Here is a 26,552-nt window from a genome sequence, read left to right on the forward strand (position 1 = left end):
TCGGTCGAACAGCGATGCATTGGCCGTTCAGTTCGCGGTTGCGCGGTTGCGCGGCTGCGCGGTCCGCGTCGGCCGGCTGCTAGCCGAGGTCGAAGGCCTGGCGGAAGGCGGCACAGAATTCCGGCGTTCCGCTGATCGACAGGCTGACCGTGTGCCGGGCCATGCCGGGCGGTCCCGCCTGCACCCGAAGCTGCGCCGTGGAGGGGTCGAAGTCGATGGCCTCGGGCCGGCTGGTCTCCTGCACGCCCTGCAGGTCGTAGTCCCAGTCGCCGCCGTCGCCGACCGCCGCCCCAGGCTCGCCGAAGCCGGCGTGCGCCCAGGCCAGCACCTGCGCGATCTCGGCATGCACCGCGGCGACCTGGGGCGCGCCGGTGCTCGCCATCGCGTCGAAGACGCCGACGCCCTCGGTGTCCTCGCTGTAGTCGAAATCCAGATAGTCCAATGTCATGCGCGCCTCGCGGGTTTCAGCCGGCCATCATCCCCGATCCCGCAGGCGCTCAAGTAGACTCGCGCCTGCGAATCCAAATTTAAATTCAAACTTCAGCCGCCTCGGCCCACCCTCAGAGCATGCTTGCGCCAGCCAAGAAGAAGTCCCCCGTGCCCGCTGCGCGTTCGCCGCGCCCCGACGGCGATGCCACGCGCGCACTGCTGCTCGAGACGGCCGGACAGGTGTTCGCCGAGCGAGGTTTCGCCGACGGCACCAGCAAGGAGATCTGTGCGCGCGCCGGCACGCCGATGGCCTCGGTGAACTACCACTTCGGCAGCCGCGACGCCTTGTACGAGGCGGTGCTGATCGAGGCTCATCGGCAGGTGATGGCGCTGGACGACCTGCTGGCGCTGACGCAGGGGCAGGGCGACCCGAAGCAGAAGTTGCGCGCGCTGCTCGCGCACCTGATCGGTCTGTCGGCGCGCGGCGCCGCGCCCTGGGGCTTCCGGGTCATGCTGCGCGAGGTGTTGACGCCCTCGGCCGCGGTGCCGGCGCTGATCGAGCAGGCGATGCGGCCCAAGTCCAGGCTGCTGCTGGGGCTGTTGGGCGAGGTTCTGGGCCTGCCGCTGGACCATCCGGCGACCCAGCGCGGCCTGATGTTCGCGCTGCTGCCCTGTCTGGTCATCCTCGTGGCGCCCAAGGAGGTGCCGGCCCGGCTGCTGCCGGCGCTCACCGGCGAGGGCCTGGCCGAAGAGTTCATCCGCTACGCGCTGGCCGGGCTCGAGGCGATGGCGAAGGCGCATCGTGCGGATCAGCCGCCGGGCCCGAAGCCTGCGCGAGCAGCCACTCGCGAAAGAGCCTGAGCGCCGGCCGCTCGTCCTGCGCCGCCGGCGAGACCAGGAAATAGCTGCGCTCTCCGCGCAGCGGCCGGTCGCAAGCCACCACCAGCTCGCCCCGGGCCAGCTCGGCCTCGATCAGCATGCGCGGCATCAGCGCCACCCCGAGCCCGTGCGCCGCGGCGGTCGCGAGCATCGAGAACAGCTCGTAGCGCGGACCGCTGTGCGCGCGCGGCGCATCGACCTGCTGGGCATCGAACCACTGGCGCCAGCCCTCGGGGCGGGTGCTCTGCTGGAGCAGCGGCAATCGGGCCACCGCTGCCGGCGAGAGCTGTGTGCGCGGCGCGATCAGGGCCGGGCTGCAGACCGGCAGCACGTCCTCGTTGAGCAGCGCGGTCGACCGCGTGCCGGCCCAGTTGGCCGCCTGCGCCGGGGTCCCGGTATAGAGCGCGGCGTCGAACGGCGTCTCGTTGAACAGGAAGGGGCGCGTGCGGGTCTCGATATGGACCGTGATGTCGGGGTGGCGGGCCGCGAAATCGGGCAGCCGCGGGATCAGCCAGACCGTCGCGAAGGTCGGCACCGCCGCCAGCTGCAGCGAGCCGCCGAGGCCCTGGCGGGCCATGGCGTCGAGCGTGTCGCGCTCCATCGTGTCGAGCTGCCGGGCGATCTGCCGCGCATAGTCGGCGCCGGCCGGCGTCAGCGCCACGCCATGCCGCGTGCGGCGAAACAGCGCCATGCCCAGGAAGTCCTCGAGGGCGGTGATCTGGCGCGACACCGCGCTCTGGGTCAGGGCGAGCTCCTGCGCGGCACGCGTGTAGCTCTCGTGGCGGGCGGCGGCCTCGAAGCAGATCAGGGCCTGGGTGGAGGGGATCTTTCGGCGCATGGTATGCGGTCGCTACATAGTTGAGGTGGGCCTTGTTCAAGTGATGGCTCCCAGGCACATTGTGCTTTGAAGTGCGTCAAACGCATAACTGGGTGTCGAATCGTCGTTTGCACTGGCTTCCTCCGAAGCTTACGATCACGCCCAACCTCAGCACCTATCCACGGAGACCTCACATGGCCAAGCACGCCGCATTCCAATGGGACGACCCCCTCCTGCTCGACCAGCAGCTCACCGACGACGAGCGCATGGTGCGCGATGCCGCCAACGCCTACTGCCAGGAGCGCCTGGCGCCGCGCGTGATCGAAGGCTTCCGCACCGGTGAAACCGACCCGGCCATCTTCCGCGAGATGGGCGCCCTGGGCCTGTTGGGCCCGACCATCCCCGAGCAGTACGGCGGCCCCGGCCTCAACTACGTCTGCTACGGCCTGATCGCCCGTGAAGTCGAGCGCGTCGACTCCGGCTACCGCTCGATGGCCAGCGTCCAGAGCTCGCTGGTGATGGTCCCGATCAACGAATTCGGCACCGAGGCGCAAAAGCAGAAGTACCTGCCCAAGCTGGCCACCGGCGAATGGATCGGCTGCTTCGGCCTGACCGAGCCCGACCACGGCTCCGACCCCGGCAGCATGGTCACCCGCGCCAAGAAGGTGCCGGGCGGCTACGCGCTCACCGGCGCCAAGATGTGGATCAGCAACAGCCCGATCGCCGACGTCTTCGTGGTCTGGGCCAAGGAAGTCAGCGAAAGCGGCACGGTCGGCCCGATCCGCGGCTTCGTGCTCGAGAAGGGTTTCAAGGGCCTGAGCGCCCCGGCGATCCACGGCAAGGTCGGCCTGCGCGCCTCCATCACCGGCGAGATCGTCATGGACAACGTGTTCTGCCCGGAAGAAAACGCCTTCCCCGAAGTGCAGGGCTTGAAGGGCCCGTTCACCTGCCTCAACAGCGCCCGCTACGGCATCTCCTGGGGTGCGCTCGGCGCCGCAGAGGACTGCTGGCACCGCGCCCGCCAGTACACGCTCGACCGCAAGCAGTTCGGCCGCCCGCTGGCCGCCAACCAGCTGATCCAGAAGAAGCTGGCCGACATGCAGACCGAGATCACGCTGGGCCTGCAGGGCTGCCTGCGCCTGGGCCGCATGAAGGACGAAGGCACGGCCTCGGTCGAGGTGACCTCGCTGCTGAAGCGCAACTCCTGCGGCAAGGCGCTCGACATCGCCCGCCTGGCGCGCGACATGATGGGCGGCAACGGCATCAGCGACGAGTTCGGCGTGGCCCGCCACCTGGTGAACCTCGAGGTGGTCAACACCTACGAAGGCACGCACGACATCCACGCGCTCATCCTGGGCCGCGCGCAGACCGGCATCGCCGCCTTCGCGAACTGATGACCGCCCCCGCCGCCACGCAAGGCGCCCTCGCGGGCCTCAAGGTCCTCGACCTGTCCCGCGTGCTCGCGGGACCGTGGTGCACCCAGATCCTCGCCGACCTGGGCGCCGACGTGATCAAGATCGAGCGGCCGGGGGTCGGCGACGACACCCGCGGCTGGGGCCCGCCCTTCCTGAAGGACGCGGACGGCAACGACACCCACCAGGCCACCTACTTCACGGCCTGCAACCGCAACAAGCGCTCGGTCACGATCGACATGGCGACGCCCGACGGCCAGGCGCTGCTCAAGCGGATGGCGGCCGAGAGCGACATCCTGGTCGAGAACTTCAAGACCGGCGGCCTCAAGCAGTACGGCCTCGACCACGAGAGCCTGCGGGCCGCCAATCCGCGCCTCATCTACTGCAGCGTGACCGGCTTCGGCCACGACGGCCCGCACGCCATGCGCGCCGGCTACGACCTGATGATCCAGGCCACCACCGGCATGATGAGCATCACCGGCCGCCCCGACGACGTGCCCGGCGGCGGACCGCTGCGGGTCGGCGTCGCGCTCACCGACCTGTTCACCGGCGTCTACGCCAGCACCGCGATCCTGGCCGCGATCGAAGTGCGCCACCGCACCGGGGAAGGCCAGCACATCGACATGGCGCTGCTCGACGTCGGCATGGCGATCCTGGCCAACCAGGCCAGCGCCTTCCTCAACACCGGCGTGGCGCCGCAGCGCCAGGGCAACAGCCATCCGAGCCTGGCGCCGTACCAGGACTTCCGCACCGCCGATGGCGCGATGCTGCTGGCGATCGGCAACAACGGCCAGTTCACGCGCTTCTGCGAAGCCGCCGGCCATCCCGAATGGGCCACCGACCCGCGCTTCGCCACCAACACGCTGCGCGTCAAGTACCGCGAGCTGTTGATCCCGCAGATGGAAGCCGTGACCCGTACCCGCAGCACCGCGCAATGGATCGCGCTGCTCGAGGACAAGGCCGTGCCCTGCGGCCCGATCAACGACATCGCCCAGGCCTTCGAGGACGACCAGGTGAAGGCGCGCGGCCTGGCCGTGACCCTGCCGCGGGATGCCGGCGACGGCATCGAACAGATCGTCGGCGTTGCCAGTCCGCTGCGGCTGTCGGCCACGCCGCCGGTGCTGCGCCGCGCGCCGCCGGCGCTGGGCCAGCACACCGACGAGGTGCTGGCCGAACTCGGCATCGACGCCGCGCAGCGCGCGGCATGGCGGGCGGCAGGCGTGCTTTGACCGATCCGGGCACGGCCGCCGCGAAGCGCTCGACGCGCGCGGCGGCCGCGCCCGCACCCGACACGCTGACGCCGGCGGACCGCTACCAGGAGCTGTTCGTCGCGGTCCAGTCGGGCCACGTGTTCGCCGACAGCAAGACCTTCGTCGACTGCGCGCCGCTCGGCGACCCGGACGCCATCGTGGCCGCCTACCGGGCGCGGAGCGCGCAGCCGGGCTTCGATCTCGCCGCCTTCGTGCAGGCGAACTTCCAGCTTTCCGAACCGGCGCCCAGCGACTACGTCTCGGTGCCCGGACAGCCGATCGCCGCGCACATCGAGGATCTCTGGCCGGTGCTGACGCGGCATCCCCAGTCGCATCCGTCGCTGTGCTCGCTGCTGCAACTGCCGCACCCGTACCTGGTGCCCGGCGGCCGCTTCCGCGAGCTCTACTACTGGGACTCCTATTTCACGCTGCTGGGGCTGGCCGCCGAAGACCACCGCCCGCTGGTGCGCGGCATGGTGGAGAACTTCGCCTACCTGATCGACACCTACGGTCACGTGCCCAACGGCACGCGCAGCTACTACCTGGGCCGGTCGCAGCCGCCGGTGTTCGCGCTGATGGTCGAACTCGGGCAGCGCTTCGGCGCGCTCGACGCGGTCGAGTTCCTGCCGCAGCTGCGCCGCGAGCATGCCTGGTGGATGAGCGGCGGCGAGGCGCTGGCCGCGGGCGAGGCAAGCCGGCACGTGGTGCGGCTGCCGGGCGGCGCACGCCTGAATCGCCACTGGGACGAGCGCGACACGCCGCGCGAGGAGTCGTGGATCGAGGACGTGGCCACCGCGCGTGCCTGCACACGTGCGCCGGCCGAGATCTACCGCGAGATCCGCGCCGCCTGCGAGTCCGGATGGGACTTCAGCAGCCGCTGGATGCGCGAAGCGCCGCCGCGCGAATCGCAGCAGCGCGGCCATGTGCGCGCGGCAACGGCCGCGTCGCTCGCTTCGCTGTGCACCACCGACATCCTGCCGGTGGACCTCAACGCCTTTCTGTACAAGCTCGAAAGCACGATCGCCGCCTTGAGCGCGCAGGCCGGCGACGCCCAAGCTGCGCAGGCGTTCGAGCGCCAGGCGAATGCGCGCGGGGCCGCGATCCGCGAACTGTTCTGGGATCCGCAGCAGGGCGCCTTCTTCGACCACGACTGGCGCCTGGGCGCTCGCCGCAGCTGCCTGACAGCGGCCAGCGTCGTGCCCTTGTTCGTCGGGGTCGCGACGCCTGCCCAGGCCGAGGCCTTGGCGCGGACCGTGTCGCAGCGCCTGCTGGCGCACGGCGGCCTCTCGACCACCGAGTGCGGCAGCGACCAGCAATGGGACCGGCCCAACGGCTGGGCGGCGCTGCAGTGGATGGCGGTGCGTGGATTTGCCGACTACGGCCACGAGGCGCTGTCGCGCAGCATCGCCAGGCGCTGGCTCGCGACCGTCGCCGCGCTCTACGAGCGTGAGGGCAAGCTGGTCGAGAAATACGCGCTGCGGCGGGTCGAGCAGGACGACACCGAAGGCGGCGCCGGCGGCGAGTACCCGCTCCAGGACGGCTTCGGCTGGACCAACGGCGTCACCGCAGCACTGCTGGCGGAACACCGCCAGCACACGGCCCATGGCTGCGTCGCGCATGCGGCGGTGCCCCAGCATCGCTGAGCGGCTCCAGCAGCGCCGGGATCTGGCTGCGACCCACACCCAGGTCGCACAAGTCGCGATCGCTCATCGCCCGCAGCAGGCGCTGGTCGCGTCGGCGATGGCCGGCCAGCCGAACCGCCTCCGACAGGCGAATGACGAAGGCGGGCTTTCTCGATGGCATGGCATGGCTCCTTGAACGGGAGTCCATCTTGCAAGCGCGCGTGCTATTGTGGAAGTTGAGAATCCTGTCACTTCCGATCAGCTTTCCTGATGAGACAACTCAACCTCGATCAATTGCGCACGCTGGTCTCGATCGCCGACCTCGGCAGCTTCTCCGCCGCGGCCCGGGCCCTGCACCTCGCGCAGCCGACGGTCAGCCTGCACATCAGCGAACTCGAATCGCGCCTCGGTGCCCGCCTGGTCATGCGCGGAAGTCGCCGGGTCACGCCGACGGCGGCCGGCGCCGCGCTGGTCGAGCGCGCCCGCCAGCTGCTGCGCGACGCCGACGAGGCGGTCGACGCGGTGCGGCGGCAGGCCGAGGGCCGCGTCGGGCGGGTGCGCCTGGGCACCTCCACCGGCGTGGTGGTCGACCTGCTGCCGCAGGTGCTCGAGGCGCTCGAGCAGAGCCATGCCGGCATCGATGTCGAGGTCAGCATCCTGGGCTCCAACGAAGCGATGGCGCGGCTCGCCATGGGCACGATCGACATCGGGCTGGTGGCGATGCCGCAGCCGCCCCTGCGCGATCTGGTCGTGACGCGCTGGCGCAACCAGCCGATGATGGCTTTCGTGCCGCGCAAGTGGAAGTCGCCGCAACGGGCGACACCGAAGTGGCTGGCGCAGCAGCCGCTGATCGCCAACGACAGCAGCACCCACATGTACCGGCTCACGACCGAGTGGTTCGCGGCCGCGGGCGAGGCGCCGCGGCCGCGCATCGAGCTCAACTACGACGCCGCGATGCGCAGCCTGGTGGCCGCGGGCTACGGCGCCGCGGTGCTGCCGGTGCTGCCGGCCAGTGACGATCCGCACGACGAGCGCATGCGCATGCTGCCGCTGCGGCCGCCGCTGGTGCGGCGGCTGGGCATCGCGCATCGGCCGCGCGCGGCGCTCGATGGCGCGACCGAGAGCGTGCTACGGGTGCTGGAGACCTTCAGCCAGCGCTGAGCCGGCGTGCCGTCAAAGCGCGCGGCCGAGCACCGCGATGGCAAAGACGAGCACGCCCAGCACCAAGTTCACGGAGACCAGCTTGCGGACCGTGTTCAGGTTCGCCGCCGCCACCGGCCACTCGCGCGCCGCGACCGCGCGCACCAGGCGTGGGTAGGGCGCGAATCGCAGGTGCAGGAACAGCGCCATCATCACCAGGCCGAGCGTGAACATCGCGTGCACGCTCCAGTGGACCCGCGCGAAGCCGCCATGCAGCCAGACCAGCCCGAGGCCAGTGGCCAGCAGCACGGCGATCGCGGTCGAGACGCCGACGAAGAAGCGCGACAACGCCGCCGCCATGAAGGGCAGGCGCAGCGGCGGCTCCAGGCTGGCGACGGCAGCCGGACGCACCGCGAAGTGCATGGTCGCCATGCCGCCGACCCAGAAGGCGGCGGCGAGCAGGTGGAGGAACAACAGGAGGGCGGGCAGTAGGGGCATGGCGTAGCGTAGACCAGAACGCCGATGACCCGCGGCTTCAGCGGGGCTTCTCGAAGCCGCTTTCGATCCAGGCCTCGGCGCTGGCGGCGCTGAGCCTGAAGTCGGGCTTCACGCGCAGCTCGGCGAGTTCGCTGCCGGATTCGTCGTGCGCCCTCAGCATCGCGTGCGGGTTGTCCTCGTCGGGCACGATCTGCAGCGACACGCGGATGCGTTCCGAACCGGCGCCCACGCTGACGCTCTTGTTCAACTGCGCGTGCAGCTGCTGCTCATGGCGGCGCAGCACTTCGGACGCCGTCTTCACCAGCGTGTGGAAGGCCGGCGCGTCGAGCGGCTTGGGGTTCTTCTTGTCGCGGCCCATGGTCCAGGGGCCGACCAGCGCCGGCTCGGGGTCGCCCTGGCGGGTCATGGCGACGGCCCAGCCGTCGTCGTCTTCGTTCTTGATCACGCGGGCGGTCCAGAGCTCGTCGCTCCAGAGGGTGGCTTCCTGGATCGGGGGGGCGGTGTCTGAGGGTTCTGTCATGGGTGCAATCAAAAGATGGAAAGGCCGGTGCGGGTCGCGAACAGCTCGAGCGCCTTCAGGCCCAGCAGCGAGTTGCCGTTGGCATCGAGCGCCGGCGACCAGACGCACAGCGTCAGCTGGTCGGGAACCACCGCGACGATGCCGCCGCCGACGCCGCTCTTGCAGGGCAGGCCGATCGAGAAGGCGACGTCGCCGGCAGCGTCGTAGGTGCCGCAGGTCAGCATCAGCGCGTTGATGCGGCGCGTATGGCGTTCGGTCGTGACCTCGGGTTCGCCGTCGCTCGGGTGCGCGCCGTCGCGGCACAGGAAGGCGGCGGCGCGCGCCAGCTGGCGGCAGTTCATGCGGATCGCGCACTGGTGGAAGTAGAGGCTCAGCACTTCGCGCACGTCGTTGTCGATCTTGCCGAAGCTCTTCATGAAATTCGCCAGCGCGATGTTGCGGAAGCCGGTCACGGCTTCGGAGGCGGCCACTTCCTCGTCGTAGGCGATCGCCTCGCCGCACAGATCCGACATCAGCGCCAGCAGGTCGGCCTTGGCATGGCCCAGGCTCACGAGTCGGTCGGCGACCGCGATCGCGCCTGCATTGATGAAGGGGTTGCGCGGCACGCCGTGCTCGTGCTCCAGCTGCACCAGCGAGTTGAAGGGATTGCCCGAGGGCTCGCGGCCGATGCGCTCCCACAGCGCATCGCCGAGGCGGCGCATGGCGAGCGTCAGCGTGAACAGCTTCGAGATGCTCTGGATCGAGAACGGCGTGTCGGCGTCGCCGGCGGCCGCTTCATGGCCGTCGCAGGTCCGCAGCGCGATGCCGAACTGCGCTGCCGGCACGCGCGCGAGCGCCGGGATGTAGCTGGCCACCTGGCCCTCGGCGCCGAGCAGCGGGCGAAGCTCGGCGTCGATGGCGTCGAGCACGGGCTGGAAGTTCATGGCTTGGCTCCGGGTCGACGATTCACCAGCACGAGGCCGAACGCCACGCCGGCCAGTGCCAGCACCAGTTGCAGCGTCAGCGGTTCCGACAGCAGCACGACGCCGAACACCAGTGCGAACAGCGGCGTGAGGAAGGTGAAGGACGAGATGCGGGTGGCCGGGTAATGGCGCAGCAGCCACATCCAGGCCAGATAGCTCGCGAAGGCGCCGATCGCGGTCTGCAGCCCGATCGAGAACCAGGCATAGCCCGAATACGCGAAGCCCCAGCGCTCGCCGAGCAGCAGCGACAGCAGCGGCGAGACCGCCGCGGTCACCGCGATCTGATAGAAGAGCGTCTTCTCGGCGCTGGCGGTGGCCAGGCGCGTGGTGCGGATGGTCAGGGTGGTCAGCCCCCACAGCACGCCCGCGGCGAGCGCCAGCGCATCGCCGCGCAATTGCGCCGAGGTGCTGTGGCCGAAGCTCTCGCTGAAGGCCAGCACCACGCCCGCGAAGGCCAGCGCCAGGCCGATCCATTGCAGGCCGCGCAGGCGCTCCGCCGGGACCCAGCGCGGCAGCAGCAGCGCGACCACGAAGGGCGAGGTGTAGAGGAACACCGTAAGCCGCGAGGCGGTCGTCAGCTGCAGGCCGAGGTAGATGCAGGTGAACTCCCCGGCGAACAGCGCACCCGCCAGCAGGCCGCCCGGCAGCGTGCCGTCGCGGTCGAACAGCGGCACGCCGCGCCGCACGCACCAGGCCCACAGCAGCACGACCGCGCCGGTCATGCGGATCGAGGCCTGCCACAGCGGCGGCACTTCGGCCACCGTGGTCTTGATGAGGATCTGCTGCAGGCCCCAGAAGGCGCAGCAGGCGAGCAGCAGGGCGGTCGCGCGGGAGTCGAGGTGTTCCTTGCGTTCGATCATTCGTTGTCTCTGTTCTTCTTGTGTTGCGGCCCGGGGGCCGGGCAAAAGCGATCAGTCGCGTGCGACTGCATGGGGCGGCTGGCCGCGGGTGACGATCATCAGTTCGACGCCAGCAGCACCGCCGGCGTCGCCTTCAAAGCGGATGCTCCGTGTAGAAGCGTCCGCCGTGGAACAGCAGCGGCGACGCGCCCGCGCGGTGCGAGCAGCGCTCGACCTCGCCGACGAAGATCACGTGGTCGCCCTCGTCATAGCGGCTGCGGTTGAAGCACTCGAAGCTGGCCGCCGCGCCCACCAGCACCGGCGCGCCGCCGATGCCCTCGGTGTAGGCGACATCGCGCCAGCGATCGACGTTCTTGGTCGCGAACCGCTCTGCGAGGCTCTTCTGGTCGGCGGCGAGGATGTTGACCGCGTAGTGCGAGCCGGTGCGCAGGGCCGCCATCGAGGCGGCACTGCGCGCCAGGCTCCACAGCACCAGCGGCGGATCGAGCGAGACCGAATTGAAGGAGTTGGCCGTCAGGCCCACCAGCGTGCCGTTGGCGGCCCGTGCGGTGACGATGGTCACGCCGGTCGCGAACATGCCGAGCGATGCGCGGAATTCGCCGATGGAGAAGGAAGGCGGTTGCGCCTGGACGGGAGCGGTCACGGGAAAGCAGTGCAGTTGGAGGCCCATTTTGGCCGATCGGCCGCGCGCCGGTCTGTCGCCGGCTCCGACGCTCAGCCGAAGAACCAGTAGCCGACCCCGATCGCGGCCACGACGCCGGCCAATTCCGCCAGCAGCGCACAGCCCACCGCATGGCGCGCCCGCTGGATGCCGACCGCGCCGAAGTACACGGCCAGCACGTAGAAAGTGGTTTCGGTGCTGCCCTGGATGATGGCCGCCACCAGCGCGGCGAAGCTGTCGACGCCCTGGCTCTGCATGGTCTCGATCAGCATCGCGCGCGCCGCGCTGCCCGAGAAGGGCTTGACCAGCGCGGTCGGCAGCGCGTCGACGAATCGGGTGTCCCAACCGGTCAGCGCCACGGTCCAGCGGATCCCTTCGAGCGCCAGGTCGAGCGCGCCGGAGGCCCGCAGCACGCCGACCGCGCACAGCATCGCGATCAGGTAGGGCAGCAGGTTCTTCGCGACGTCGAAACCTTCTTTCGCGCCCTCGATGAAGCACTCGTAGACCTTGATCCTGCGGATCGCGCCGACCAGCAGGAAGCCGACGATCAGGCCGAACAGCGTCAGGTTGCCGAGCAGCGAAGAGAGCGTGGCCAGCGCCGCGGCCGACAGCGTCGCCAGCAGCGCCATGAAGCCGCCGAGCAGCAGCGCGCCGGGCAGCAGGTAGGCCAGCACCACCGGTTCCCACAGCCGCAGCCGCTGCATGAAGGCCACCGACAGCAGCCCGACCAGCGTCGAGGCGCTGGTCGCCAGCAGGATCGGCAGGAACACCAGCGTCGGATCGGCCGCGCCCTGCTGTGCGCGGTACATGAAGATCGTCACCGGCAGCAGCGTCAGCGAGGAGGCATTGAGCACCAGGAACAGGATCTGCGCGTTGCTGGCCGTGTCCTTGCTCGGGTTGAGGGTCTGCAGCTCGCGCATCGCCTTGAGCCCGATCGGCGTCGCGGCGTTGTCCAGGCCGAGCGCGTTGGCGGCGAAATTGAGCGTGATCAGCCCGAGCGCCGGATGCCCGGCCGGCACCTCGGGCATCAGGCGGCGGAACAGCGGCCCCAGCAGCCGCGCCAGCCGGTCGACGATGCCCGCAGCCTCGGCGATGCGCAGGAAGCCGAGCCACAGCGTGAGCGTGCCGAACAAGAGCACCATCACCTCGACCGAGAGCTTGGCCATCGCGAACAGGCTCTCGACCATGGCGGCGAACACGCTGGCGTCGCCGCCCAGCAGCCAGCGGCCCAGCGCCGCCGCCGCCGCGGTCAGAAAGAAGCCAAGCCACAGTCCGTTGAGCACGCCGATCCCCTGGTTGCGAATGCGCGCCGATCATAGGGGGCGCGACAATGCGCCCATGAATTTGCGTCGCAGGGAGTTGAATCGCGCAGCCTTGTGGCTGGCGCTCGGGGCCTGGGCCGTGCCGCTGACCGGGCGCGCGCAGCCGGCTGGGCGCTGGCGGGCCGATCCCTTCACGCTCGGTGTCGCGAGCGGCCAGCCGCGCCCCGACGGCGTGGTGCTGTGGACCCGCCTGGCGCCCGACGCGGAGGACCTGGACCGCATCGCCGGCACCACCTGCGTCGTGCAGTACGAGATCGCGACCGATGCGGCGCTCCAGCGCGTCGTCGCCCGCGGCGACATCGCGACCGATGCAGCGCGCGGCTTCAGCGTGCACGTCGCCGCGCAAGGCCTGCAGCCGCAGCGCGACTACTGGTATCGCTTTCGCTGCGGCGATGCAGCGAGCGCGGTCGGCCATACCCGCACCGCGCCGGCACCGGACGCGGACGTGCGCCGCCTGCGGCTCGCTCTCGCCTCCTGCCAGCACTACGAACAGGGCTTCTTCGCCGCGCACCGCGATATCGCGGGGCGCGATCTCGACTTCGTGCTTTTCGTCGGCGACTACATCTACGAAGGCAGCAATCCCGCCTATACGCTGCGCCAGCACGGCGCGCCGACGCCGCACACGCTGGCGGCCTACCGCGAGCGGCATGCGCTCTACAAGCGCGACCCCGACCTGCAGGCCGCCCATGCCGCGCATCCGTGGATCCTGACCTGGGACGACCACGAGGTGGTCAACGACTACACCGGCGACCGCGAGCCGGCGCACGACGACGCGGCGCGATTCCTTCGCCGCCGTGCCGCGGCCTACCAGGCCTATTTCGAGCACATGCCGCTGGCCGTGCCGCCGCAGGGTGCCGCCATGCGCATCCACGAGCGCTTCGCCTGGGGCCGGCTGGCCGAGCTGTGGACCCTCGATTGCCGCCAGCATCGCAGCCACCATGCCTGCCCCGATCCGGCGCACGACGCCGGGCGCAGCGTGACTGGCTGCGCCGAGCTGGCCGATCCCGCGCGGACGATGCTCGGCGCCGGGCAGGAGCGCTGGCTGGCCGATGGCTTGGCCGGCGCCAAGCGGCGCTGGAACCTGCTCGGCCAGTCCAGCCAGATGAGCGCCACCGGCATCGACTCGCCCGAGGGACGCCGGACCTGGACCGACGGCTGGGACGGCTACCCCGAAGCGCGACGCCGGCTGCTGCAGGGCGCGGTCGATGCCGGCGTGGGCAACCTCGTGGTGCTGGGCGGCGACGTCCATCGCCACGTGGCGGCCGACTTGCGGGTGCGACCCAACGACCCGGACTCGCCGGTCATGGCCAGCGAATTCGTGGGCGGGTCGGTCACTTCGCGCGGCGCCGGCGCGGCCGCCATGGCCCGCCTGCGGCGAGACAATCCCGATGTGATCCACGCGCGCGGCGACCGCCGCGGCCATGCGCTGATCGAGCTCACGCCCGCCGCGCTGCGCTGCGAATTCCGCACCACCGCCCACCCGGTGCCGGCCGAGGCGCGCTTCGAGACCGAGGTCCGTTTCGAGGTCGAGGCCGGCCGCGCCGGCGTGCACCCGGCGGGGTGAAAGCCCGGCGGAACCTGTGCCCCTGCGTCAGCGCCGTCGGGGGGGTACCTCGATGAGCAAGTCCGGATCGAAGTCGTCCTGCTCCCCCTTGCCCAGGTAGCCCAGCGGATTGGCGACCACGCGGCAGCCGTCCTTCACATAGTCGAACTGGCAGTGCAGGTGGCCGTGCAGCCAGAGATCGGCCTGCGGCAGCAGATCGTCGAGGCTGTTGCAGAAGCCCGCCGTCCCCGGGCTCAGGCCGTAGCGCGGATCGGCGCTCGCCAGGGTCGGCGCGAAGTGCGTGATCGCCACGGTCGTGCCTTCGAAGGGCTGGGCCAGTGCCTCGCGCAGCCAAGCCTGACATGTCAGTGAGTGCTCCCTCAGTTCTTCGGCCAGGAAGATCTTGCCAGCGCGCTGGGTGGCGGCTTTCTGCAAGTAGAAGTTGGCGGCGCGCATCGCCTTGCCGCGCTTCCTGAGCGCGTCGGCCAGGCCGTCGCCAGCCTCGACCAGGGCGTCGAAGTCGGCCCACAGCGTGGTGCCGACGAAGCGCACGCCGTCGATGACGAGGGTCTCGCGCTCCAGCCATTGAATGTCCAGCACCTCGCAGGTCTCGCGCAGCCGGTGGTGCACCGCGTCGAAATCGGCGTTGTCGTACTCGTGGTTTCCCGGCACATAGATCACGGGCGTCGGCCAGCCGCGGCGCGGCGAGAAGCGGGCCAGCCCGAAATCCGGCTCGACCAGCGACGACCCCTCCTGGTAGGAGCCGATGTCGCCCGCCAGCACCAGCAGGTCGGCGCCGGCCGCGGGTGCGATCTGAAGGTGCGGATGCACCTCGATATGGAGGTCCGAAAGCAGTTGAAGCTTCATGGATGCAGTCTAGAGGATACGGTTATGCCTTTTGTGCATGACGTCTCGCTTGAAAGATTGGGGAAAACCCTTAATCTTGGTGCATCGTCACTCCGCGCCGCCTCGTGGGCAGCGCACCATCATGTTTCACCTCATCGCCCTCGTGGCCCGCTTTTTCCGCCCGACCGACAAGGCCATCGATGCCAGCCCGGCCGCCATCCTGATGCAGAACGCCGACAGCCGTGCCGGCCTCGACGCCCACCACGCCCAGGAACTGCGCGCCGCCGCCAGCGCCTGGCTGTCGGTCGTCCGCTGATCCTCAGGCTGCCGGCTCCGGCAGCGATACCGCGAACGCCTCTTCGGCCGATCGCAGCAAGGCCTGCCGCAGCCAGCCGTGCGCATGCGCATGCTGGGCGCGCCGATGCCAGAGCGCATCCACGTGCACCAGCGGCTGGTCGAACGGAAGCTCGCGCAGCACCAGGTGGTCGTCGATGCCGGTCACGCGCGCGAAATGCCGCGGCATCACGGTCAGCAGGTCCGAATTGGCGACCACCCGGCCGGCCGTGAAGAACTGGTTCACCGTGATCACGATGCGCCGCTCCCGGCCCAGGGCGCCCAGCGTCTGGTCGATGAAGCCGTAGGGCCGGCCCGAGAAGCTCACCAGCAGGTGCCGCGCGGCGCAGAAGCTGTCGAGCGTCAGCGGCGCGTCCGCCAGCGGATGGCCGCGGCGCATCACGCACACGTACTGCCCCACATACAGCCGCTGGGTCTCGAAGGGTTCGCCGACGCCGGACTGTCCGCGCGCCGCCAGGCTCGCGATCACGGCCGGAAAGTAGCCGATCGCGACATCGACCTCTTCCTGTTCCAGCATGCGGCGCGGATCCCGCGTGGTCAGCGGCAACACCCGCAGCGAGACGGCACGGGCCTCCCGCTCGACGATCCGGATCAGGCCCGGCATCAATTCGGCCGCGGTGGCATCGGCCATGGCCAGCAGGAAGGTGGTGTCGGCGATCCCGGCATCGAACTCGCCCGGTGCCAGCGTGTGCTGGAGCTGCCGCAACGCGTCGCGCACGGTGGGCCAGAGCGCCAGCGCCCGCGGCGTCGGTTCCACGCCGGCCCCGGCCCGGCGCACCAGCTCGTCGCCGAGCACTTCGCGCAGCCGCCGCAGCGCATTGCTCACCCCCGGCTGCGTGATCGACAGGTTCCGGGCGGCTCGCGTGAGGTTGCGCTCCGCCATCACCTCGTCGAAGACGCGGAGCAGGTTCAGGTCGAGCGTGCGAAAGTTGACATCCATAAGTCCTGTGAATGATAAACATCAGTAAGATAAAGTGGCAAAACACTAGGGTAACCCCTAATATCACCCCATCGGCTTCGGCCACTTGTCCTTTCAGGAGGAACACCATGACCAGTTTCATCCACGTTGAAAAGCCCGTCACCCACCCCGGCATCGTTCGTGCCGAGGCCGTGATCGATCGCGTCCGCGCCGCCCGCCGCGGTCTGGATGGCGCCCGTGGCCTGGCAGCGTTGCTGCTGGCAGCCATCGTGTCGTCCCTGCTCGTCGTCGCCGACCGGCTGATGTCGAACATCGACGAAGGCGGCCTGCTGCTCGCCTGGGTCGTGCTGTGGGGCGTGGCCTTTGTCGGCCTGGCGCTGTTCGCCGGTACCGCGCGCTCGCTGGCTGTCCGTGCCGCGGCGTCTGCCCGCAATGTCGCCAAGCGCCGCGCGGCTGCTCGCGCTGACGAGAAGTTCCTGGCCTATGCCAAGTACGACCCGCGCATCATGAACGAGCTCAGCATCATCGCCACGCACCAGCAAGTGGCCGACGCCGAGCCGCAGGTCACTGCCAAGGAACAGTCGCTGGCGCTGGTCGCGAAGCGCACCGCCGACGTCCGCATCCCGACGGTCTACGAAGCGATGCGCCGCGTCAACCTCGGCCAGTACTATTGATCCTGCCCTCGGGCATGACGCAAAAAAGCCGCCCTCGGGCGGCTTTTTCGTGGGCGCTCGCCGGGCTCAGGCCGCGAGGCGCTTCTCGATCGCTGCCTTCGTCGCCGGCAACTCCTGCGGCAGCCGGTGCGACAGTTGCTCGAACAGCTCCGCGTGCAGCTTGAGCTCGGCCTGCCAGGCGGCCTTGTCGATGCTGGTCACGGTGTCGAACTGCTTGGCGCTGAAATCGAGGCCCGTCCAGTTGAGGTCCTCGTAGCGCGGGCTGACGCCGAACACGTGCTCGGTGCCATCGGCCTTCTGCTCGATGCGGTCGATCATCCACTTGAGCACGCGCATGTTCTCGCCGTAGCCGGGCCAGACGAACTTGCCGTCCTCGCCCTTGCGGAACCAGTTGGTGGTGTAGATCTTCGGCAGCTTCGCGCCCGAGGCCTCGAGCTTCTTGCCGAGGTCCAGCCAGTGCTGGAAGTAGTCGCTCATGTTGTAGCCGGCGAAGGGCAGCATCGCGAACGGATCGCGTCGCACCACGCCCTGCTGGCCGCCGGCCGCAGCGGTGGTTTCCGAGCCCATGGTCGCGGCCATGTAGACGCCTTCCACCCAGTTGCGGGCTTCGGTCACCAGCGGCACGGTGGTCGAGCGGCGGCCGCCGAAGATGAAGGCATCGATGGCCACGCCCTTCGGGTCGTCCCAGGCGTCGTCGAGCGCCGGGTTGTTGGTGGCACCGACCGTGAAGCGGGCATTCGGGTGCGCGGCCTTGGCGCCGGTCTCCTTGGCGATCGCCGGCGTCCAGTCCTTGCCTTGCCAGTCGATCGCGTGCGCCGGCGCGTCGCCCATGCCTTCCCACCAGACGTCGCCATCGTCGGTCAGCGCGACGTTGGTGAAGATCACGTCGCGGTCGAGGCTGGCCATGCAGTTCGGGTTGGTCTGCATGTTGGTGCCGGGCGCCACGCCGAAGTAGCCGGCCTCGGGGTTGATGGCGTGAAGCTTGCCGTCGGCACCGGGCTTGATCCAGGCGATGTCGTCGCCGATGGTCGTGACCTTCCAGCCGTCGAAGCCGGCCGGCGGGATCAGCATCGCGAAATTGGTCTTGCCGCAGGCGCTCGGGAAGGCGGCCGCCACGTGGTACTTCTTGCCGGCCGGGTTGGTCACGCCGAGGATCAGCATGTGCTCGGCCAGCCAGCCTTCGTCGCGGCCCATGTTGGACGCGATGCGCAGGGCGAAGCACTTCTTGCCCAGCAGCGCGTTGCCGCCGTAGCCCGAGCCGTAGCTCCAGATCTCGCGCGTCTCGGGGTAGTGGACGATGTACTTGGTCTTGTTGCAGGGCCAGGCGACATCCTTCTGGCCGGCTTCCAGCGGCGCGCCGACCGTGTGGACGCAGGGCACGAACTCGCCGTCGTCGCCGAGCACGTCGAACACCGCACGGCCCATGCGGGTCATGATCTTCATGTTGACCGCCACGTACGGGCTGTCGGACAGTTCGATGCCGATATGGGCGATCGGCGAGCCCAGCGGGCCCATGCTGAAGGGGACGACGTACATCGTGCGGCCCTTCATGCAGCCGTCGAACAGGGGCTGCAGCGTGGCGCGCATCTCGGCCGGTGCCATCCAGTTGTTGGTCGGGCCGGCTTCGTCCTTGCTGGCGGAGCAGATGTAGGTGCGGTCTTCGACGCGGGCGACGTCGCTCGGGTCGGAGGTGGCGAGGAAGGAGTTGGGGCGCTTGGCCGGATTGAGCTTCTTGAAGGTGCCGGCGTCGACCATCAACTGGCAGAGGCGGTCGTATTCTTCCTGGCTGCCGTCGCACCAGTAGATGCGTTCGGGCTTGCACAGAGCGGCCATCTCGGCCACCCACGCGATCAGTTTCGCGTTCTTGACGTAGGAGGGCGCCTGCATGGCGAGACCCTTCAGCGGTGCGTTCATCGTTCTATCTCCTAAGTTGAAAACCGTCTTTTCGAACGGGACGCGACGCCGGGAGGCGGTCGAGATCCGTTGGAGAAAACGCTTCCGTATAGGGATGAGGTCGGATGGAAGCCCGTTTGAACCGGGAGGAGGTCGTCGTGGCGACGACCGGCTCGGGCGTGGCAGGTCACGACCCGCAGGCGGCACGCAGTGCGCCCACGGTCGAGATGCCGGTTCAGGCCATGTAGATGGCGATCGAAGCCAGGAGGAGCATGAGCACCCCGCCGACCAGCGGCAGCACCAGGGGCATCAGGGGAACGATCGACTCGACCGCGTCTTGTTCGACGGCGGCGGCATGGCCGGGTTCGATGGGGGTGGGGTTGGACATGGGAATTCCTTGGGTTCGCAAGACTGGGGCCATTTTACCGGCTGGTACGCAGGCTGCGGTCTAGGGGGTTGCCAGAGCCTCGGGCCCGTCCGCCGGAATCCTGCGGGGCATCGATCATGGACGAAGATGTGGTGCGCCAGAGACATGGCCCGGCGCATCGGAAGTTTCGTCATCAATTCCGGAAATGGCCCATCGGTTGGGGCGGGCGCGGACGACATACAGAAGCCGGGGCGCGACCTAACCTCGCCTCCCATGAGTTACTTAGACAACGGTCGGGCGGAAACCATGAGTATCACCGAGGCTGGCGAAGCCGCCCCGGCGTGCGCGCGCGCCCGCGGCCAGGCACCCGCCGCCGGTGCCGCCAAGCGACGCAAGATCCTCAACTACCCGGGCCCCGGCTTCCTGCACATGACCAAGGAAGAGTGGCGCCGGCTGCCGCGCAACTGCAAGGGGTCTTGGCTCGAAGGCCTGGGCGTGCCGGGCCATGCCGCGCACCGGGTGCGCATCGCCGTGGCGGACAGCGCATCGCTGTCGCCGGTCTACATCGTCGACGCGACTCGCATCGATCCGTCCTGGCCTCCTGCGCGAGCCTCATCCCTCCCGACTCCATCGCTCACCACGCAACACTGACCCTGCCCTTGCCACTGCGCTCCGGTTCGGGCTCGATGTCCGCTCCCTGAGCGACAGACACGGCTCCCGAATCGCCTGGACCCAGAGATCCAGGGCGGCCTCCCGCGGAGAGTGCCGAGGCGCTACCAATCCCGTCCCCCCATGCCCGACTGCCCGATCAGCTCGCGCATCGGATGCGAACGGCCCCGCCACCGATGCCTTTCCCTTGATGAACTTCGTGCTTAGTTTTCGCCGTTTGGCCGTCTTGGCCCTGCTGGCAGTTTCTTTCCCGGGGCTTGCCTCCGCGCAAGGTTTGAACCGGAGTGCCGCTGCCGCTGGTTCGACCGACTTCGCCGGCGACTCCGTCATCTTCGACGCGGTCGAGCCATGCAGAGTGCGGCGCCGGCCCGCGGCCCCACGGCCGCTGCGCCAGCCCCGGTCCCGCAGGTGGTGCCGACCACTCCGCAGGGTCTGGACTATCGCGCCAATCTCCAGAGCGACGTCTTCGGGACGCAGCTCTTTACCGGGGCCTTCGCCAATGCGGGCGCCACCCAGTTCAATCCCGACTACCTGGTGGCCGGCGGCGACAGCCTGCAGGTGCGCCTGTGGGGCGCCTTCGAGTTCGATTCGGCGCTCACCGTCGATCCGCAGGGGAACAGGCTCGGGCTCTGCAGCACCGAGATCTTCTTGAGCGTGCGGCCCACCTCGATGCGCCCTTTCTCCAGCCCGACCAGTGAAGTCCGGTACACGTCCTGCGCGAACGTCGACTCGAGTTCCAGCCGCTGGTACTCCTCGACCCTGCTGTTCAGCGTGCTGCCCTGGGGCGCCGCGAGCCGCTTCTGCTCCGCGCCAAGTTGCCGCTCGAGAGCGCCGATCTGAAGATCGATCTGCGCCACGTCAGGCGCCTGCGGGCTGAGGTAGCCGAGCATTGCGGCCTTGCGTGCCTTGAGCTCGGAAATCTGCCCCTCGAGGCGCGCCCCGATCGCGACCAGGCTCCCGGCCTTCGCTTGGGGGGAGATCAGGCCGGTCTTGTTCTGGAAGTCCAGCAGCGCGCGCCGCGCGACCAGGGCGCGCTCGCCGCTTTGCGCAACCTGCTGTTCGAGAAACGCGACTTGCTCGCGCGCCAGGCGGTGGCCCATCTCGTTCATGAAGGCCTCTCCTTCCTCGAGCAGGGCCTTGGCGATGGCCTGCGCGGTGGACGGGTCGAACGCCTGGGGTCGTCGTGCGCCCGGTGGACGTGACGATCAGCGAATGGGACTCGACCTTGGAGGAGCCCGTGCAGGGCGCAGCCTCGGCTCGCTGGGACAGCACCTACGAGCAACCGCTGCGCGCGGTACGCCTGGGCTTGGGTCGAATCAACGGCATGCGTGAGGAGGCGGTGCAGCGCATCGTCGCGGCGCGTGTGCAGAAGTCTTTCGCTAGCGTCGAGGACCTGGCGATGCGTGCGCAACTCGATGCCCACGACCTCAAGTGCCTGTCGAGCGCAGATGCGCTGCTCGGCTTGGCCGGTCGCCAGCCCGACGCGGTGTGGGCCGCCAAGGGCGTGGACACGCGGCCGACCAAGATGCTGCGCCAAGCGCGCACCTTCGAAGAGGAGATTCAGTTCCCGACGCCCGAGGAGGGGTCCGAGATCGCCGACGACTACGGATCCGTGGGTCTGAGCCTGCGCCGGCATCCGCTTGCGATCATTCGGCCCCAGCTCACCGAATGGGGCATCAAGAGCTCTGAGGACTTGCGGGTTCGCGCGAAGGATCGCCAGAAGGTGCGCGCCAGCGGGATCGTCACGCACCGGCAACGGCCGAGCACGGCCAATGGCGTCGTCTTCGCCACGCTCGAGGACGAGACCGGCACGGTCAACATCATCGTGTGGCCACAGGTAGCGGAAGAACAGCGCACGGTCCTGCTCGGCGCCAAGCTCCTGAGCGTCGAGGGCACCTGGCAGAGCGAGAAGGGCGTCCAGTCGCTGGTGGCCACGAAGCTGGTCGACCACACGTCGTTGCTCGGGACGCTTCGGACATCCAGCAGAGACTTTCGCTGACCTTCGAGAGGTTGCGACGGTCCTGCCTCTACCCCCTTCACGCACTCCGAAGTACCCAGTGGCGCCGCGCCGAGATGATGCTTCACACTATGACGATGCAAAGCACAAACCACCTTCGCCAAATTTCGCTTAGCGTCGATGAGCCGGAACCCGGTTTGTTCCATTGGATTTTGATGGAGTCAACCGAGGACGCCAGCGTATGGGGAGAACTCGACGCATCAGAGCAGTCCTTCAGCACTTGGACCGCTGCGTTCGAGGCGGGGTGCGCCGCTCTCTCTACAGGCTCGTCCCTGATGAACGCGTTGGCCCTCGGACTCAGGGTGATACCGCAGACGTTACGCGAACCTAGACCGAGTGTTGGCTTTTGCCGACGTTGGAAGTTGCCGCGCCCAGATGCTCAGCGATAAGATTGTTTGGCAATCCAAGCCCTTAAGACCTTCGTCATGTTGAGCTCAACCGCCACCACCATTCGCGTCGCTATCGACGCGCGCATGGCTGTGCGCATGACGATTTGCACCGGTTCGTCGACCCGTGCCTCGAATCAGGCAGTAGCGGCGACATCGCCTCTCCTCCACCTCGTTTCCCCGTCTTAAGGAGCTGACCGATCGGCTCCGCCAAGGAGTCCAGAATGGTCAGCAAGAAGAGCGAAAAGAGAAAAATCAACGCCCCCGCCGGGTACGGCATTCACGCCGATCACGGCGACGTCGCCGGCGAGTTTTGCAAGCCGTTCCTTCTTCCAAACTCGCTCCTCGAGCAACTCGAGGTTGAAACGCTCGAACGCGAGCGACTGGCGTTCGAAGAGGCTGAGCGCAAGAGAGCCGAAGACGACGCTGCCTACAGAGCGCGGGTGAAGGCGGCGGAAGAGGAGCGCCTGTCGAAGCCCGCACCTCCACCTCCGCCCATCACTCGCAGTTTCCAGACGCCATTGCAGGCTGCGCAGGCCCTGACCGTCCCGGACGAGTTGCCGCCGGCGCCGCCGGGCACAGTCGCAGTCTTCGACTGGGATGCAGCACGCAAGCGGTTTGAGTCGCTGAAGAAGAACCCGGCGACGGCGGACAAAGAGATCATCACGCGAGATCTGCGGCACTTTGCCAAGGCGATGGGCAACGGACCGTGGCGCTCGATCGCGAGGCCGCGGGCGTGGAGGGAAGATCTGCAGCAGCTCGCCGCGGAAATGCCTCACTTCGCTATGGTTGTCGACACAATTCAGCGTGCCATGGCACTAGCCGACCTCTCAGGTCGACCGCCGACGCTGCAGCCGATCTTGCTGTTGGGCGCGCCGGGTGTTGGCAAGACGCACTTCACGCATCGCCTAGCGGAGATTCTCCAGACGGCGATCCATCGGCAGTCGTTCGACAACGCACAGTCCAATTCTCCCCTTAGAGGTTCGGACCGGCACTGGGCCAACTCGTCCGTGGGCGCCCTGTGGGAACTCATCGTCCTGGGGGAAAGGGCAAACCCCGTTGTCCTGCTAGATGAGGTCGACAAATGCGCCAATGAAGGCAGTCACCGTCCGGTAGACGCGTTGCTCTCCTTGCTCGAGCCGGTGACGGCATCGAGGGTCAAGGACGTCAGCATCGACTTTGAGTTCGACGCGAGCCACGTGGTGTACATAGCCACGGCAAACGACGCTGGCCGGATTGCCGCACCGGTGCGCTCGCGCTTTCTTGAGTTCTTCATCGAGGAGCCGGACATCGACGGGCGCCTGGTGCTTGCGCACAGCATTTTTCAGTCGACGCTCGAACGGATGCTGCCGTCGGAGGAGGTGCGCGCGACGTTCGCACGTCCGACGGACCTCCAGATCTGCCGTCTGGCATGGATGACGCCGCGCCAGATTCGCATGGCCACCGAGCGGGCCCTGGGCGCAGCCGCCTACGAGGGGCGTCGTCATTTCGAGGATCGTGACTTCGATGCGCCGAAGCCGCACGCGCAGGTTGCGACGACGTCCCGCCAGCCGAAAGACGGCGGCGGTGACGAGATTTCCGTCTTCGTGGTCAGGAGCTGATGGAGATGAACGCCAGCACGCCACCCGTCCTGCGGCGAATGAAGCCTCTCGCGCTCATCGTGACGGGCTCCGGTCCGTTGATCACCCTGGCCGCCGGCGCAGCGCTCGACGCCCTTTTTATCCCCGGCTTGCCGGTGATCATTCCCGATATGGTCCAGTTCGAGGTCATTCGTGACCTCGACAAGCCGGGCGCACGAGAGGTGACCGACTGGATCCGCGCAAACGAACTTCGCGTGCGGATCGCGAGCACCGAAGTGTTCGAGGAGTTCGAGGGTCTGCGCGGGGCGAACCCTCTGGCCAAAACGAAGGATCGCGGCGAGCAAGCGGCCGCAGAGGTTCTGGCTCGGGAGCTTGAGAATGCTGACTTCGGCGTCCTCCTCGTGTTCGAGGACAGCATGGCTCGCAAGCAGAACTTCCTGGTTCCATTGCCCGAGGGCGTCGTGGTCACATCGACGTCGGAGCTTCTCGACGGTTTCAACGGCCCAGCCGCTCAAGTGAAGCCATGAAGTTGCTGATCCTGTCCGACCTGCACCTCGAGTTCGAGCCCTTCGAACCGCCGCAGGCGCTCGAATTCGACGTCGTGGTCCTCGCCGGAGACATCCATTCTCCTGGCCGGCGCGCCGTCCAGTGGGCCGAGGCGCGTTTCGCCGGCAGGCCGGTGATCTACGTGCCTGGCAATCATGAGTACTACGACAGTCGGATGGACCTGGCCCTGTCCGAGGCACGCGCCGCGGCCGTTGGTGGCCAGGTGCGTCTACTCGATGGCGACGAACTGGTGATCGACGGTGTGCGTTTCCTCGGCGCGACGCTCTGGACCGATTTCGAGCTCGCAATTGACACACCAGGTGGTCGGCGTAGCGACGCAGCTGTGAGCATGGGGAAGGCAACGAACCTCATGAATGACTACGCTCTGATCCGAGCTGCCGACGAGCTCGCAGAGCCAGATACTTGGCGCGCTCGCCACGGACGAAAGCTCAAGGCCGAGGAGACGCGCCAAATTCACCTGAACCAGCGCAGATGGCTGAGCCAGAAGCTCTCAGAGCCGTTCGATGGGCCCACTGTGGTCGTCACCCACCATGCGCCGCATCGCGGCTCGCTCGCGCAGCGATACGCCAACGACTGGGTGTCGGGCGCCTTCGTGAACGAGCTGCCGGAGGCGTTCTTCGATGTGCCGGTGCTTTGGGTGCACGGCCACACGCACCAGAGTTTTGACTATCGGGTGGGTTCTTGCCGCGTCGTGAGCAACCCCCGCGGCTACGTGAACTGGAGCGGCAGAACGGAAAACCAGACATTTGATCCTGGTCTGGTGCTCCAATTGCCAGATTGCAAAGATGGACTTGTGGCATGACCAAGGATCTCTACGGCACGGTCGCAGAGACTGCAGCTTTGCTTCGTGAGGGCGAAAAGTACCGCCACGAACGCCTCCGAGCGGCCGACATGATCTCCGTCTCTGAGGCTGCCTCGCTCCTGAACGTGGATGCTTCGACGATCGCCACGTGGATCAGTGGCGGCCGGTGTATTGGCATTGCCGGCCCCGACGGAACGCTGAGGATTCCCCGTTGGCAGTTTGAGCCGTCTGCCTGGTCAGCAATTCAGCTCGTCGGCAGAGCTCTGGGCACGCAGGAGCCGTGGCTGATCCTCGTCTTCCTTGAGACGCCGGCAGCCGCACTGGACGGCTTGACACCGCGAGTGGCGCTCGAACGAGGTACGGCGATAGAGCGTGTCCTCGCCGCAGCCATCAGCGACGCGCACTGATCGAAGATGAAGCTCCTGATCCTTTCTGACCTTCATGCCGAATTCGAGACCTTCGAGCTACCGAAGGGCCTGGACTACGACGTGGCCATCCTGGCGGGCGACATCGTCGCGCCTGGCCGATTGATCGCGCGCTGGCTTCGAAACCCAGAGCGTTTTGGCGACAAACCCATCGTTCACGTCGCCGGCAATCATGAGTACTACGAGTCCGTGCTGGATCAGGAAGAGGCGGAGATGCGCCGCCAGGCGAAGGAGCAGGGTGTTCACTTCCTTGATTGCGATGAGGTCGTGATCGCCGGCGTGCGCTTCCTGGGCTGCACGTTGTGGACCGACTTCAGCCTGCGCATCGACAACCCCGGCTTTGCTGGGCAGCCAGTGCGCCTGCTGTCGGACCGATATCGCTCGATGACCGAAAGCGCGCGCTACCTGGCCGACTACTCTGCCATCCGCGTCGAGGACCCGAACACCTCGAATTCGCGTGGCACGCGGCGCCTGGTGCCGATGGACACACTCCAAATCCACCGGCGGCACCGCTCCTGGCTGCGCAGGAAGCTCGCTGAGCCGTTCGATGGGCCCACGGTGGTGGTGACCCACCACGCGCCGCATCGGAAGTCCCTGGCGCCCCGATTCGCTGAGGACTGGTCCTCTGGCGGCTTCGTCAACGAGATGCTTCCTGAGTTCTTCAAGGTGCCGGTCCTGTGGGTGCACGGGCACACACATAACAGCTTCGACTACCAGGTGGACGGCTGTCGCGTGCTCTCCAATCCGCGCGGCTACATGAACTGGCACGGGGAGTTCGAGAACAAGGATTTCAACGCTGGACTGGTGGTACAGATCGGGACGTCGGCACCGGAGATCGACCTGGATAAGTTAGAGCAGGACTTGCCGACGCTTGCTGCTCAGGTGTTCGGAGCACATGCGCAGATGTGGTTGAGCAAGCCGCATGAGCTTCTTCAAGGCCAATCGCCAGCAGAGTTCGCTGCCCGGGGTGGGTTGGAGAAGGTACGCTCGATTCTCAACATGATTCGACACGGCGGTGTTGCCTGATGGGGGCTGCCAAGGCGTTCATGGAAGGGGTGTGGGACCGTCCCACACCCCCTTTGAGTCCTCCGACTCGGATAGCGTGATGACCCGCGACCACGAAGAGATCCTCTGGAAA

29 protein-coding genes are annotated in these 26,552 nt (G+C 68.1%); 15 read left to right on the top strand and 14 right to left on the bottom strand.

Annotated elements, in window-relative coordinates; genetic code table 11:
* Positions 1-79 precede the first annotated feature (79 nt).
* Positions 80-448, bottom strand: a complete 369-nt coding sequence (locus QTI45_RS29155; RefSeq protein WP_286372188.1) for a hypothetical protein — start codon at positions 446-448, stop codon at positions 80-82.
* Positions 449-597: 149 nt separating this feature from the next.
* Here QTI45_RS29155 and QTI45_RS29160 point away from each other — a divergent pair, with 149 nt between their 5' ends.
* A complete protein-coding gene (locus QTI45_RS29160; protein WP_353621339.1) occupies positions 598-1,290 on the top strand; it encodes a TetR/AcrR family transcriptional regulator in 693 nt (230 codons plus the stop codon).
* Here QTI45_RS29160 and QTI45_RS29165 read toward each other — a convergent pair.
* Entirely contained in the window at positions 1,184-2,146 is a 963-nt protein-coding gene (locus tag QTI45_RS29165; protein WP_286372186.1) for a LysR substrate-binding domain-containing protein, read from the bottom strand. The genes QTI45_RS29160 and QTI45_RS29165 overlap by 107 nt on opposite strands.
* A 173-nt stretch (positions 2,147-2,319) precedes the next feature.
* Between QTI45_RS29165 and QTI45_RS29170 the strand changes: the two genes are divergently transcribed.
* The 3 genes from QTI45_RS29170 to treF are packed head-to-tail and all read left to right on the top strand — an operon-like array spanning position 2,320 to position 6,430.
* Positions 2,320-3,519: an acyl-CoA dehydrogenase gene (locus tag QTI45_RS29170; protein WP_286372185.1), complete on the top strand. Its 1,200-nt coding sequence runs from the start codon at positions 2,320-2,322 to the stop codon at positions 3,517-3,519.
* Positions 3,519-4,766: a CaiB/BaiF CoA transferase family protein gene (locus tag QTI45_RS29175; RefSeq protein ID WP_286372184.1), complete on the top strand. Its 1,248-nt coding sequence runs from the start codon at positions 3,519-3,521 to the stop codon at positions 4,764-4,766. Before QTI45_RS29170 ends, QTI45_RS29175 begins: the two co-directional genes overlap by 1 nt.
* On the top strand, positions 4,763-6,430 hold the full coding sequence (gene treF / locus QTI45_RS29180; RefSeq protein WP_286372183.1) for an alpha,alpha-trehalase TreF: 1,668 nt from the start codon (positions 4,763-4,765) through the stop codon (positions 6,428-6,430). Before QTI45_RS29175 ends, treF begins: the two co-directional genes overlap by 4 nt.
* Here the strand turns inward: treF and QTI45_RS29185 are convergent.
* Positions 6,348-6,617: a YjiS-like domain-containing protein gene (locus tag QTI45_RS29185; protein WP_353621340.1), complete on the bottom strand. Its 270-nt coding sequence runs from the start codon at positions 6,615-6,617 to the stop codon at positions 6,348-6,350. The genes treF and QTI45_RS29185 overlap by 83 nt on opposite strands.
* 62 nt (positions 6,618-6,679) lie before the next feature.
* Between QTI45_RS29185 and QTI45_RS29190 the strand changes: the two genes are divergently transcribed.
* A complete protein-coding gene (locus QTI45_RS29190; protein WP_286372181.1) occupies positions 6,680-7,570 on the top strand; it encodes a LysR family transcriptional regulator in 891 nt (296 codons plus the stop codon).
* A gap of 12 nt (positions 7,571-7,582) precedes the next feature.
* Here the strand turns inward: QTI45_RS29190 and QTI45_RS29195 are convergent, their stop codons facing one another.
* The 6 genes from QTI45_RS29195 to QTI45_RS29220 all read right to left on the bottom strand — a co-directional run bounded on the left by QTI45_RS29195 (position 7,583) and on the right by QTI45_RS29220 (position 12,333).
* Positions 7,583-8,047 carry a CopD family protein gene (locus QTI45_RS29195; RefSeq protein WP_286372180.1) on the bottom strand — a complete coding sequence of 155 codons (465 nt, stop codon included), beginning with the start codon at positions 8,045-8,047 and terminating at the stop codon, positions 7,583-7,585.
* A 37-nt stretch (positions 8,048-8,084) separates the two neighbouring features.
* Positions 8,085-8,567 (bottom strand): hypothetical protein, encoded by a 483-nt coding sequence (locus QTI45_RS29200; protein ID WP_286372179.1) that lies wholly within the window; start codon positions 8,565-8,567, stop codon positions 8,085-8,087.
* Positions 8,568-8,575: 8 nt separating this feature from the next.
* Positions 8,576-9,490 carry a glutaminase gene (locus QTI45_RS29205; RefSeq protein WP_286372178.1) on the bottom strand — a complete coding sequence of 305 codons (915 nt, stop codon included), beginning with the start codon at positions 9,488-9,490 and terminating at the stop codon, positions 8,576-8,578.
* On the bottom strand, positions 9,487-10,389 hold the full coding sequence (locus tag QTI45_RS29210; RefSeq protein WP_286372177.1) for a DMT family transporter: 903 nt from the start codon (positions 10,387-10,389) through the stop codon (positions 9,487-9,489). Before QTI45_RS29210 ends, QTI45_RS29205 begins: the two co-directional genes overlap by 4 nt.
* A gap of 133 nt (positions 10,390-10,522) precedes the next feature.
* Positions 10,523-11,059: a flavin reductase family protein gene (locus QTI45_RS29215; RefSeq protein ID WP_286372176.1), complete on the bottom strand. Its 537-nt coding sequence runs from the start codon at positions 11,057-11,059 to the stop codon at positions 10,523-10,525.
* Between the two features lie 44 nt (positions 11,060-11,103).
* A complete protein-coding gene (locus tag QTI45_RS29220) occupies positions 11,104-12,333 on the bottom strand; it encodes a spore maturation protein (RefSeq protein ID WP_286372175.1) in 1,230 nt (409 codons plus the stop codon).
* Between the two features lie 55 nt (positions 12,334-12,388).
* Between QTI45_RS29220 and QTI45_RS29225 the strand changes: the two genes are divergently transcribed.
* Positions 12,389-13,936 carry an alkaline phosphatase D family protein gene (locus QTI45_RS29225; RefSeq protein WP_286372174.1) on the top strand — a complete coding sequence of 516 codons (1,548 nt, stop codon included), beginning with the start codon at positions 12,389-12,391 and terminating at the stop codon, positions 13,934-13,936.
* Positions 13,937-13,963: 27 nt separating this feature from the next.
* On the opposite strand, the gene QTI45_RS29230 is transcribed toward QTI45_RS29225, so the two are convergent.
* Positions 13,964-14,782, bottom strand: a complete 819-nt coding sequence (locus QTI45_RS29230; protein ID WP_286372173.1) for a metallophosphoesterase — start codon at positions 14,780-14,782, stop codon at positions 13,964-13,966.
* Between the two features lie 121 nt (positions 14,783-14,903).
* Here QTI45_RS29230 and QTI45_RS29235 point away from each other — a divergent pair, with 121 nt between their 5' ends.
* Complete coding sequence (locus QTI45_RS29235; protein ID WP_286372172.1) at positions 14,904-15,077, top strand: hypothetical protein; 174 nt, start codon at positions 14,904-14,906, stop codon at positions 15,075-15,077.
* A 3-nt stretch (positions 15,078-15,080) separates the two neighbouring features.
* On the opposite strand, the gene QTI45_RS29240 is transcribed toward QTI45_RS29235, so the two are convergent.
* Positions 15,081-16,055 (bottom strand): LysR family transcriptional regulator, encoded by a 975-nt coding sequence (locus tag QTI45_RS29240; protein WP_286372171.1) that lies wholly within the window; start codon positions 16,053-16,055, stop codon positions 15,081-15,083.
* A 107-nt stretch (positions 16,056-16,162) separates the two neighbouring features.
* Here QTI45_RS29240 and QTI45_RS29245 point away from each other — a divergent pair, with 107 nt between their 5' ends.
* Positions 16,163-16,708 (top strand): hypothetical protein, encoded by a 546-nt coding sequence (locus tag QTI45_RS29245; RefSeq protein ID WP_286372170.1) that lies wholly within the window; start codon positions 16,163-16,165, stop codon positions 16,706-16,708.
* A gap of 66 nt (positions 16,709-16,774) precedes the next feature.
* On the opposite strand, the gene QTI45_RS29250 is transcribed toward QTI45_RS29245, so the two are convergent.
* Complete coding sequence (locus QTI45_RS29250) at positions 16,775-18,622, bottom strand: phosphoenolpyruvate carboxykinase (GTP) (protein WP_286372169.1); 1,848 nt, start codon at positions 18,620-18,622, stop codon at positions 16,775-16,777.
* Between the two features lie 214 nt (positions 18,623-18,836).
* The gene (locus QTI45_RS29255; RefSeq protein ID WP_286372168.1) at positions 18,837-18,989 is read right to left on the bottom strand and encodes a hypothetical protein; all 153 of its coding nucleotides are present in this window, start codon (positions 18,987-18,989) and stop codon (positions 18,837-18,839) included.
* A 285-nt stretch (positions 18,990-19,274) separates the two neighbouring features.
* Here QTI45_RS29255 and QTI45_RS29260 point away from each other — a divergent pair, with 285 nt between their 5' ends.
* Complete coding sequence (locus QTI45_RS29260) at positions 19,275-19,619, top strand: hypothetical protein (protein ID WP_286372167.1); 345 nt, start codon at positions 19,275-19,277, stop codon at positions 19,617-19,619.
* A 545-nt stretch (positions 19,620-20,164) separates the two neighbouring features.
* On the opposite strand, the gene QTI45_RS29270 is transcribed toward QTI45_RS29260, so the two are convergent.
* Complete coding sequence (locus QTI45_RS29270) at positions 20,165-20,746, bottom strand: KpsE/RkpR family capsule polysaccharide export protein (protein WP_286372356.1); 582 nt, start codon at positions 20,744-20,746, stop codon at positions 20,165-20,167.
* A gap of 83 nt (positions 20,747-20,829) precedes the next feature.
* Here QTI45_RS29270 and QTI45_RS29275 point away from each other — a divergent pair, with 83 nt between their 5' ends.
* The 6 genes from QTI45_RS29275 (at position 20,830) to QTI45_RS29300 (ending at position 26,440) form a co-directional block, all read left to right on the top strand.
* Complete coding sequence (locus QTI45_RS29275; RefSeq protein WP_286372166.1) at positions 20,830-21,636, top strand: helix-hairpin-helix domain-containing protein; 807 nt, start codon at positions 20,830-20,832, stop codon at positions 21,634-21,636.
* A gap of 628 nt (positions 21,637-22,264) precedes the next feature.
* A complete protein-coding gene (locus QTI45_RS29280) occupies positions 22,265-23,641 on the top strand; it encodes an AAA family ATPase (RefSeq protein ID WP_286372165.1) in 1,377 nt (458 codons plus the stop codon).
* Between the two features lie 5 nt (positions 23,642-23,646).
* Complete coding sequence (locus tag QTI45_RS29285) at positions 23,647-24,147, top strand: hypothetical protein (protein WP_286372164.1); 501 nt, start codon at positions 23,647-23,649, stop codon at positions 24,145-24,147.
* Entirely contained in the window at positions 24,144-24,989 is an 846-nt protein-coding gene (locus tag QTI45_RS29290) for a metallophosphoesterase (RefSeq protein ID WP_286372163.1), read from the top strand. Before QTI45_RS29285 ends, QTI45_RS29290 begins: the two co-directional genes overlap by 4 nt.
* A complete protein-coding gene (locus QTI45_RS29295; protein ID WP_286372162.1) occupies positions 24,986-25,396 on the top strand; it encodes a helix-turn-helix domain-containing protein in 411 nt (136 codons plus the stop codon). The genes QTI45_RS29290 and QTI45_RS29295 overlap by 4 nt, the downstream gene beginning before the upstream one ends.
* A gap of 6 nt (positions 25,397-25,402) precedes the next feature.
* Positions 25,403-26,440: a metallophosphoesterase gene (locus QTI45_RS29300; RefSeq protein ID WP_353621341.1), complete on the top strand. Its 1,038-nt coding sequence runs from the start codon at positions 25,403-25,405 to the stop codon at positions 26,438-26,440.
* The last annotated feature ends 112 nt before the right edge of the window (positions 26,441-26,552 follow it).

The sequence above is a fragment of the Variovorax saccharolyticus genome, from assembly GCF_030316765.1.
GTDB classification, from domain to species: domain Bacteria; phylum Pseudomonadota; class Gammaproteobacteria; order Burkholderiales; family Burkholderiaceae_C; genus Variovorax; species Variovorax saccharolyticus.

Excerpts from the sequence above, each read along its gene's own strand:
- QTI45_RS29280 (WP_286372165.1), top strand. The coding sequence starts at position 22,265 with ATGGTCAGCAAGAAGAGCGAAAAGAGAAAAATCAACGCCCCCGCCGGG.
- QTI45_RS29170 (WP_286372185.1), top strand. The coding sequence starts at position 2,320 with ATGGCCAAGCACGCCGCATTCCAATGGGACGACCCCCTCCTGCTCGAC.
- QTI45_RS29190 (WP_286372181.1), top strand. The coding sequence starts at position 6,680 with ATGAGACAACTCAACCTCGATCAATTGCGCACGCTGGTCTCGATCGCC.
- QTI45_RS29155 (WP_286372188.1), bottom strand. The coding sequence starts at position 448 with ATGACATTGGACTATCTGGATTTCGACTACAGCGAGGACACCGAGGGC.
- QTI45_RS29210 (WP_286372177.1), bottom strand. The coding sequence starts at position 10,389 with ATGATCGAACGCAAGGAACACCTCGACTCCCGCGCGACCGCCCTGCTG.
- QTI45_RS29240 (WP_286372171.1), bottom strand. The coding sequence starts at position 16,055 with ATGGATGTCAACTTTCGCACGCTCGACCTGAACCTGCTCCGCGTCTTC.
- QTI45_RS29165 (WP_286372186.1), bottom strand. The coding sequence starts at position 2,146 with ATGCGCCGAAAGATCCCCTCCACCCAGGCCCTGATCTGCTTCGAGGCC.
- QTI45_RS29270 (WP_286372356.1), bottom strand. The coding sequence starts at position 20,746 with ATGAACGAGATGGGCCACCGCCTGGCGCGCGAGCAAGTCGCGTTTCTC.
- QTI45_RS29250 (WP_286372169.1), bottom strand. The coding sequence starts at position 18,622 with ATGAACGCACCGCTGAAGGGTCTCGCCATGCAGGCGCCCTCCTACGTC.
- QTI45_RS29245 (WP_286372170.1), top strand. The coding sequence starts at position 16,163 with ATGACCAGTTTCATCCACGTTGAAAAGCCCGTCACCCACCCCGGCATC.
- QTI45_RS29185 (WP_353621340.1), bottom strand. The coding sequence starts at position 6,617 with ATGGACTCCCGTTCAAGGAGCCATGCCATGCCATCGAGAAAGCCCGCC.
- QTI45_RS29300 (WP_353621341.1), top strand. The coding sequence starts at position 25,403 with ATGAAGCTCCTGATCCTTTCTGACCTTCATGCCGAATTCGAGACCTTC.
- QTI45_RS29255 (WP_286372168.1), bottom strand. The coding sequence starts at position 18,989 with ATGTCCAACCCCACCCCCATCGAACCCGGCCATGCCGCCGCCGTCGAA.
- QTI45_RS29200 (WP_286372179.1), bottom strand. The coding sequence starts at position 8,567 with ATGACAGAACCCTCAGACACCGCCCCCCCGATCCAGGAAGCCACCCTC.
- QTI45_RS29235 (WP_286372172.1), top strand. The coding sequence starts at position 14,904 with ATGTTTCACCTCATCGCCCTCGTGGCCCGCTTTTTCCGCCCGACCGAC.
- QTI45_RS29195 (WP_286372180.1), bottom strand. The coding sequence starts at position 8,047 with ATGCCCCTACTGCCCGCCCTCCTGTTGTTCCTCCACCTGCTCGCCGCC.
- QTI45_RS29175 (WP_286372184.1), top strand. The coding sequence starts at position 3,519 with ATGACCGCCCCCGCCGCCACGCAAGGCGCCCTCGCGGGCCTCAAGGTC.
- QTI45_RS29295 (WP_286372162.1), top strand. The coding sequence starts at position 24,986 with ATGACCAAGGATCTCTACGGCACGGTCGCAGAGACTGCAGCTTTGCTT.
- QTI45_RS29290 (WP_286372163.1), top strand. The coding sequence starts at position 24,144 with ATGAAGTTGCTGATCCTGTCCGACCTGCACCTCGAGTTCGAGCCCTTC.
- QTI45_RS29225 (WP_286372174.1), top strand. The coding sequence starts at position 12,389 with ATGAATTTGCGTCGCAGGGAGTTGAATCGCGCAGCCTTGTGGCTGGCG.
- QTI45_RS29260 (WP_286372167.1), top strand. The coding sequence starts at position 19,275 with ATGAGTATCACCGAGGCTGGCGAAGCCGCCCCGGCGTGCGCGCGCGCC.
- QTI45_RS29205 (WP_286372178.1), bottom strand. The coding sequence starts at position 9,490 with ATGAACTTCCAGCCCGTGCTCGACGCCATCGACGCCGAGCTTCGCCCG.
- QTI45_RS29230 (WP_286372173.1), bottom strand. The coding sequence starts at position 14,782 with ATGAAGCTTCAACTGCTTTCGGACCTCCATATCGAGGTGCATCCGCAC.
- QTI45_RS29285 (WP_286372164.1), top strand. The coding sequence starts at position 23,647 with ATGAACGCCAGCACGCCACCCGTCCTGCGGCGAATGAAGCCTCTCGCG.
- QTI45_RS29215 (WP_286372176.1), bottom strand. The coding sequence starts at position 11,059 with ATGGGCCTCCAACTGCACTGCTTTCCCGTGACCGCTCCCGTCCAGGCG.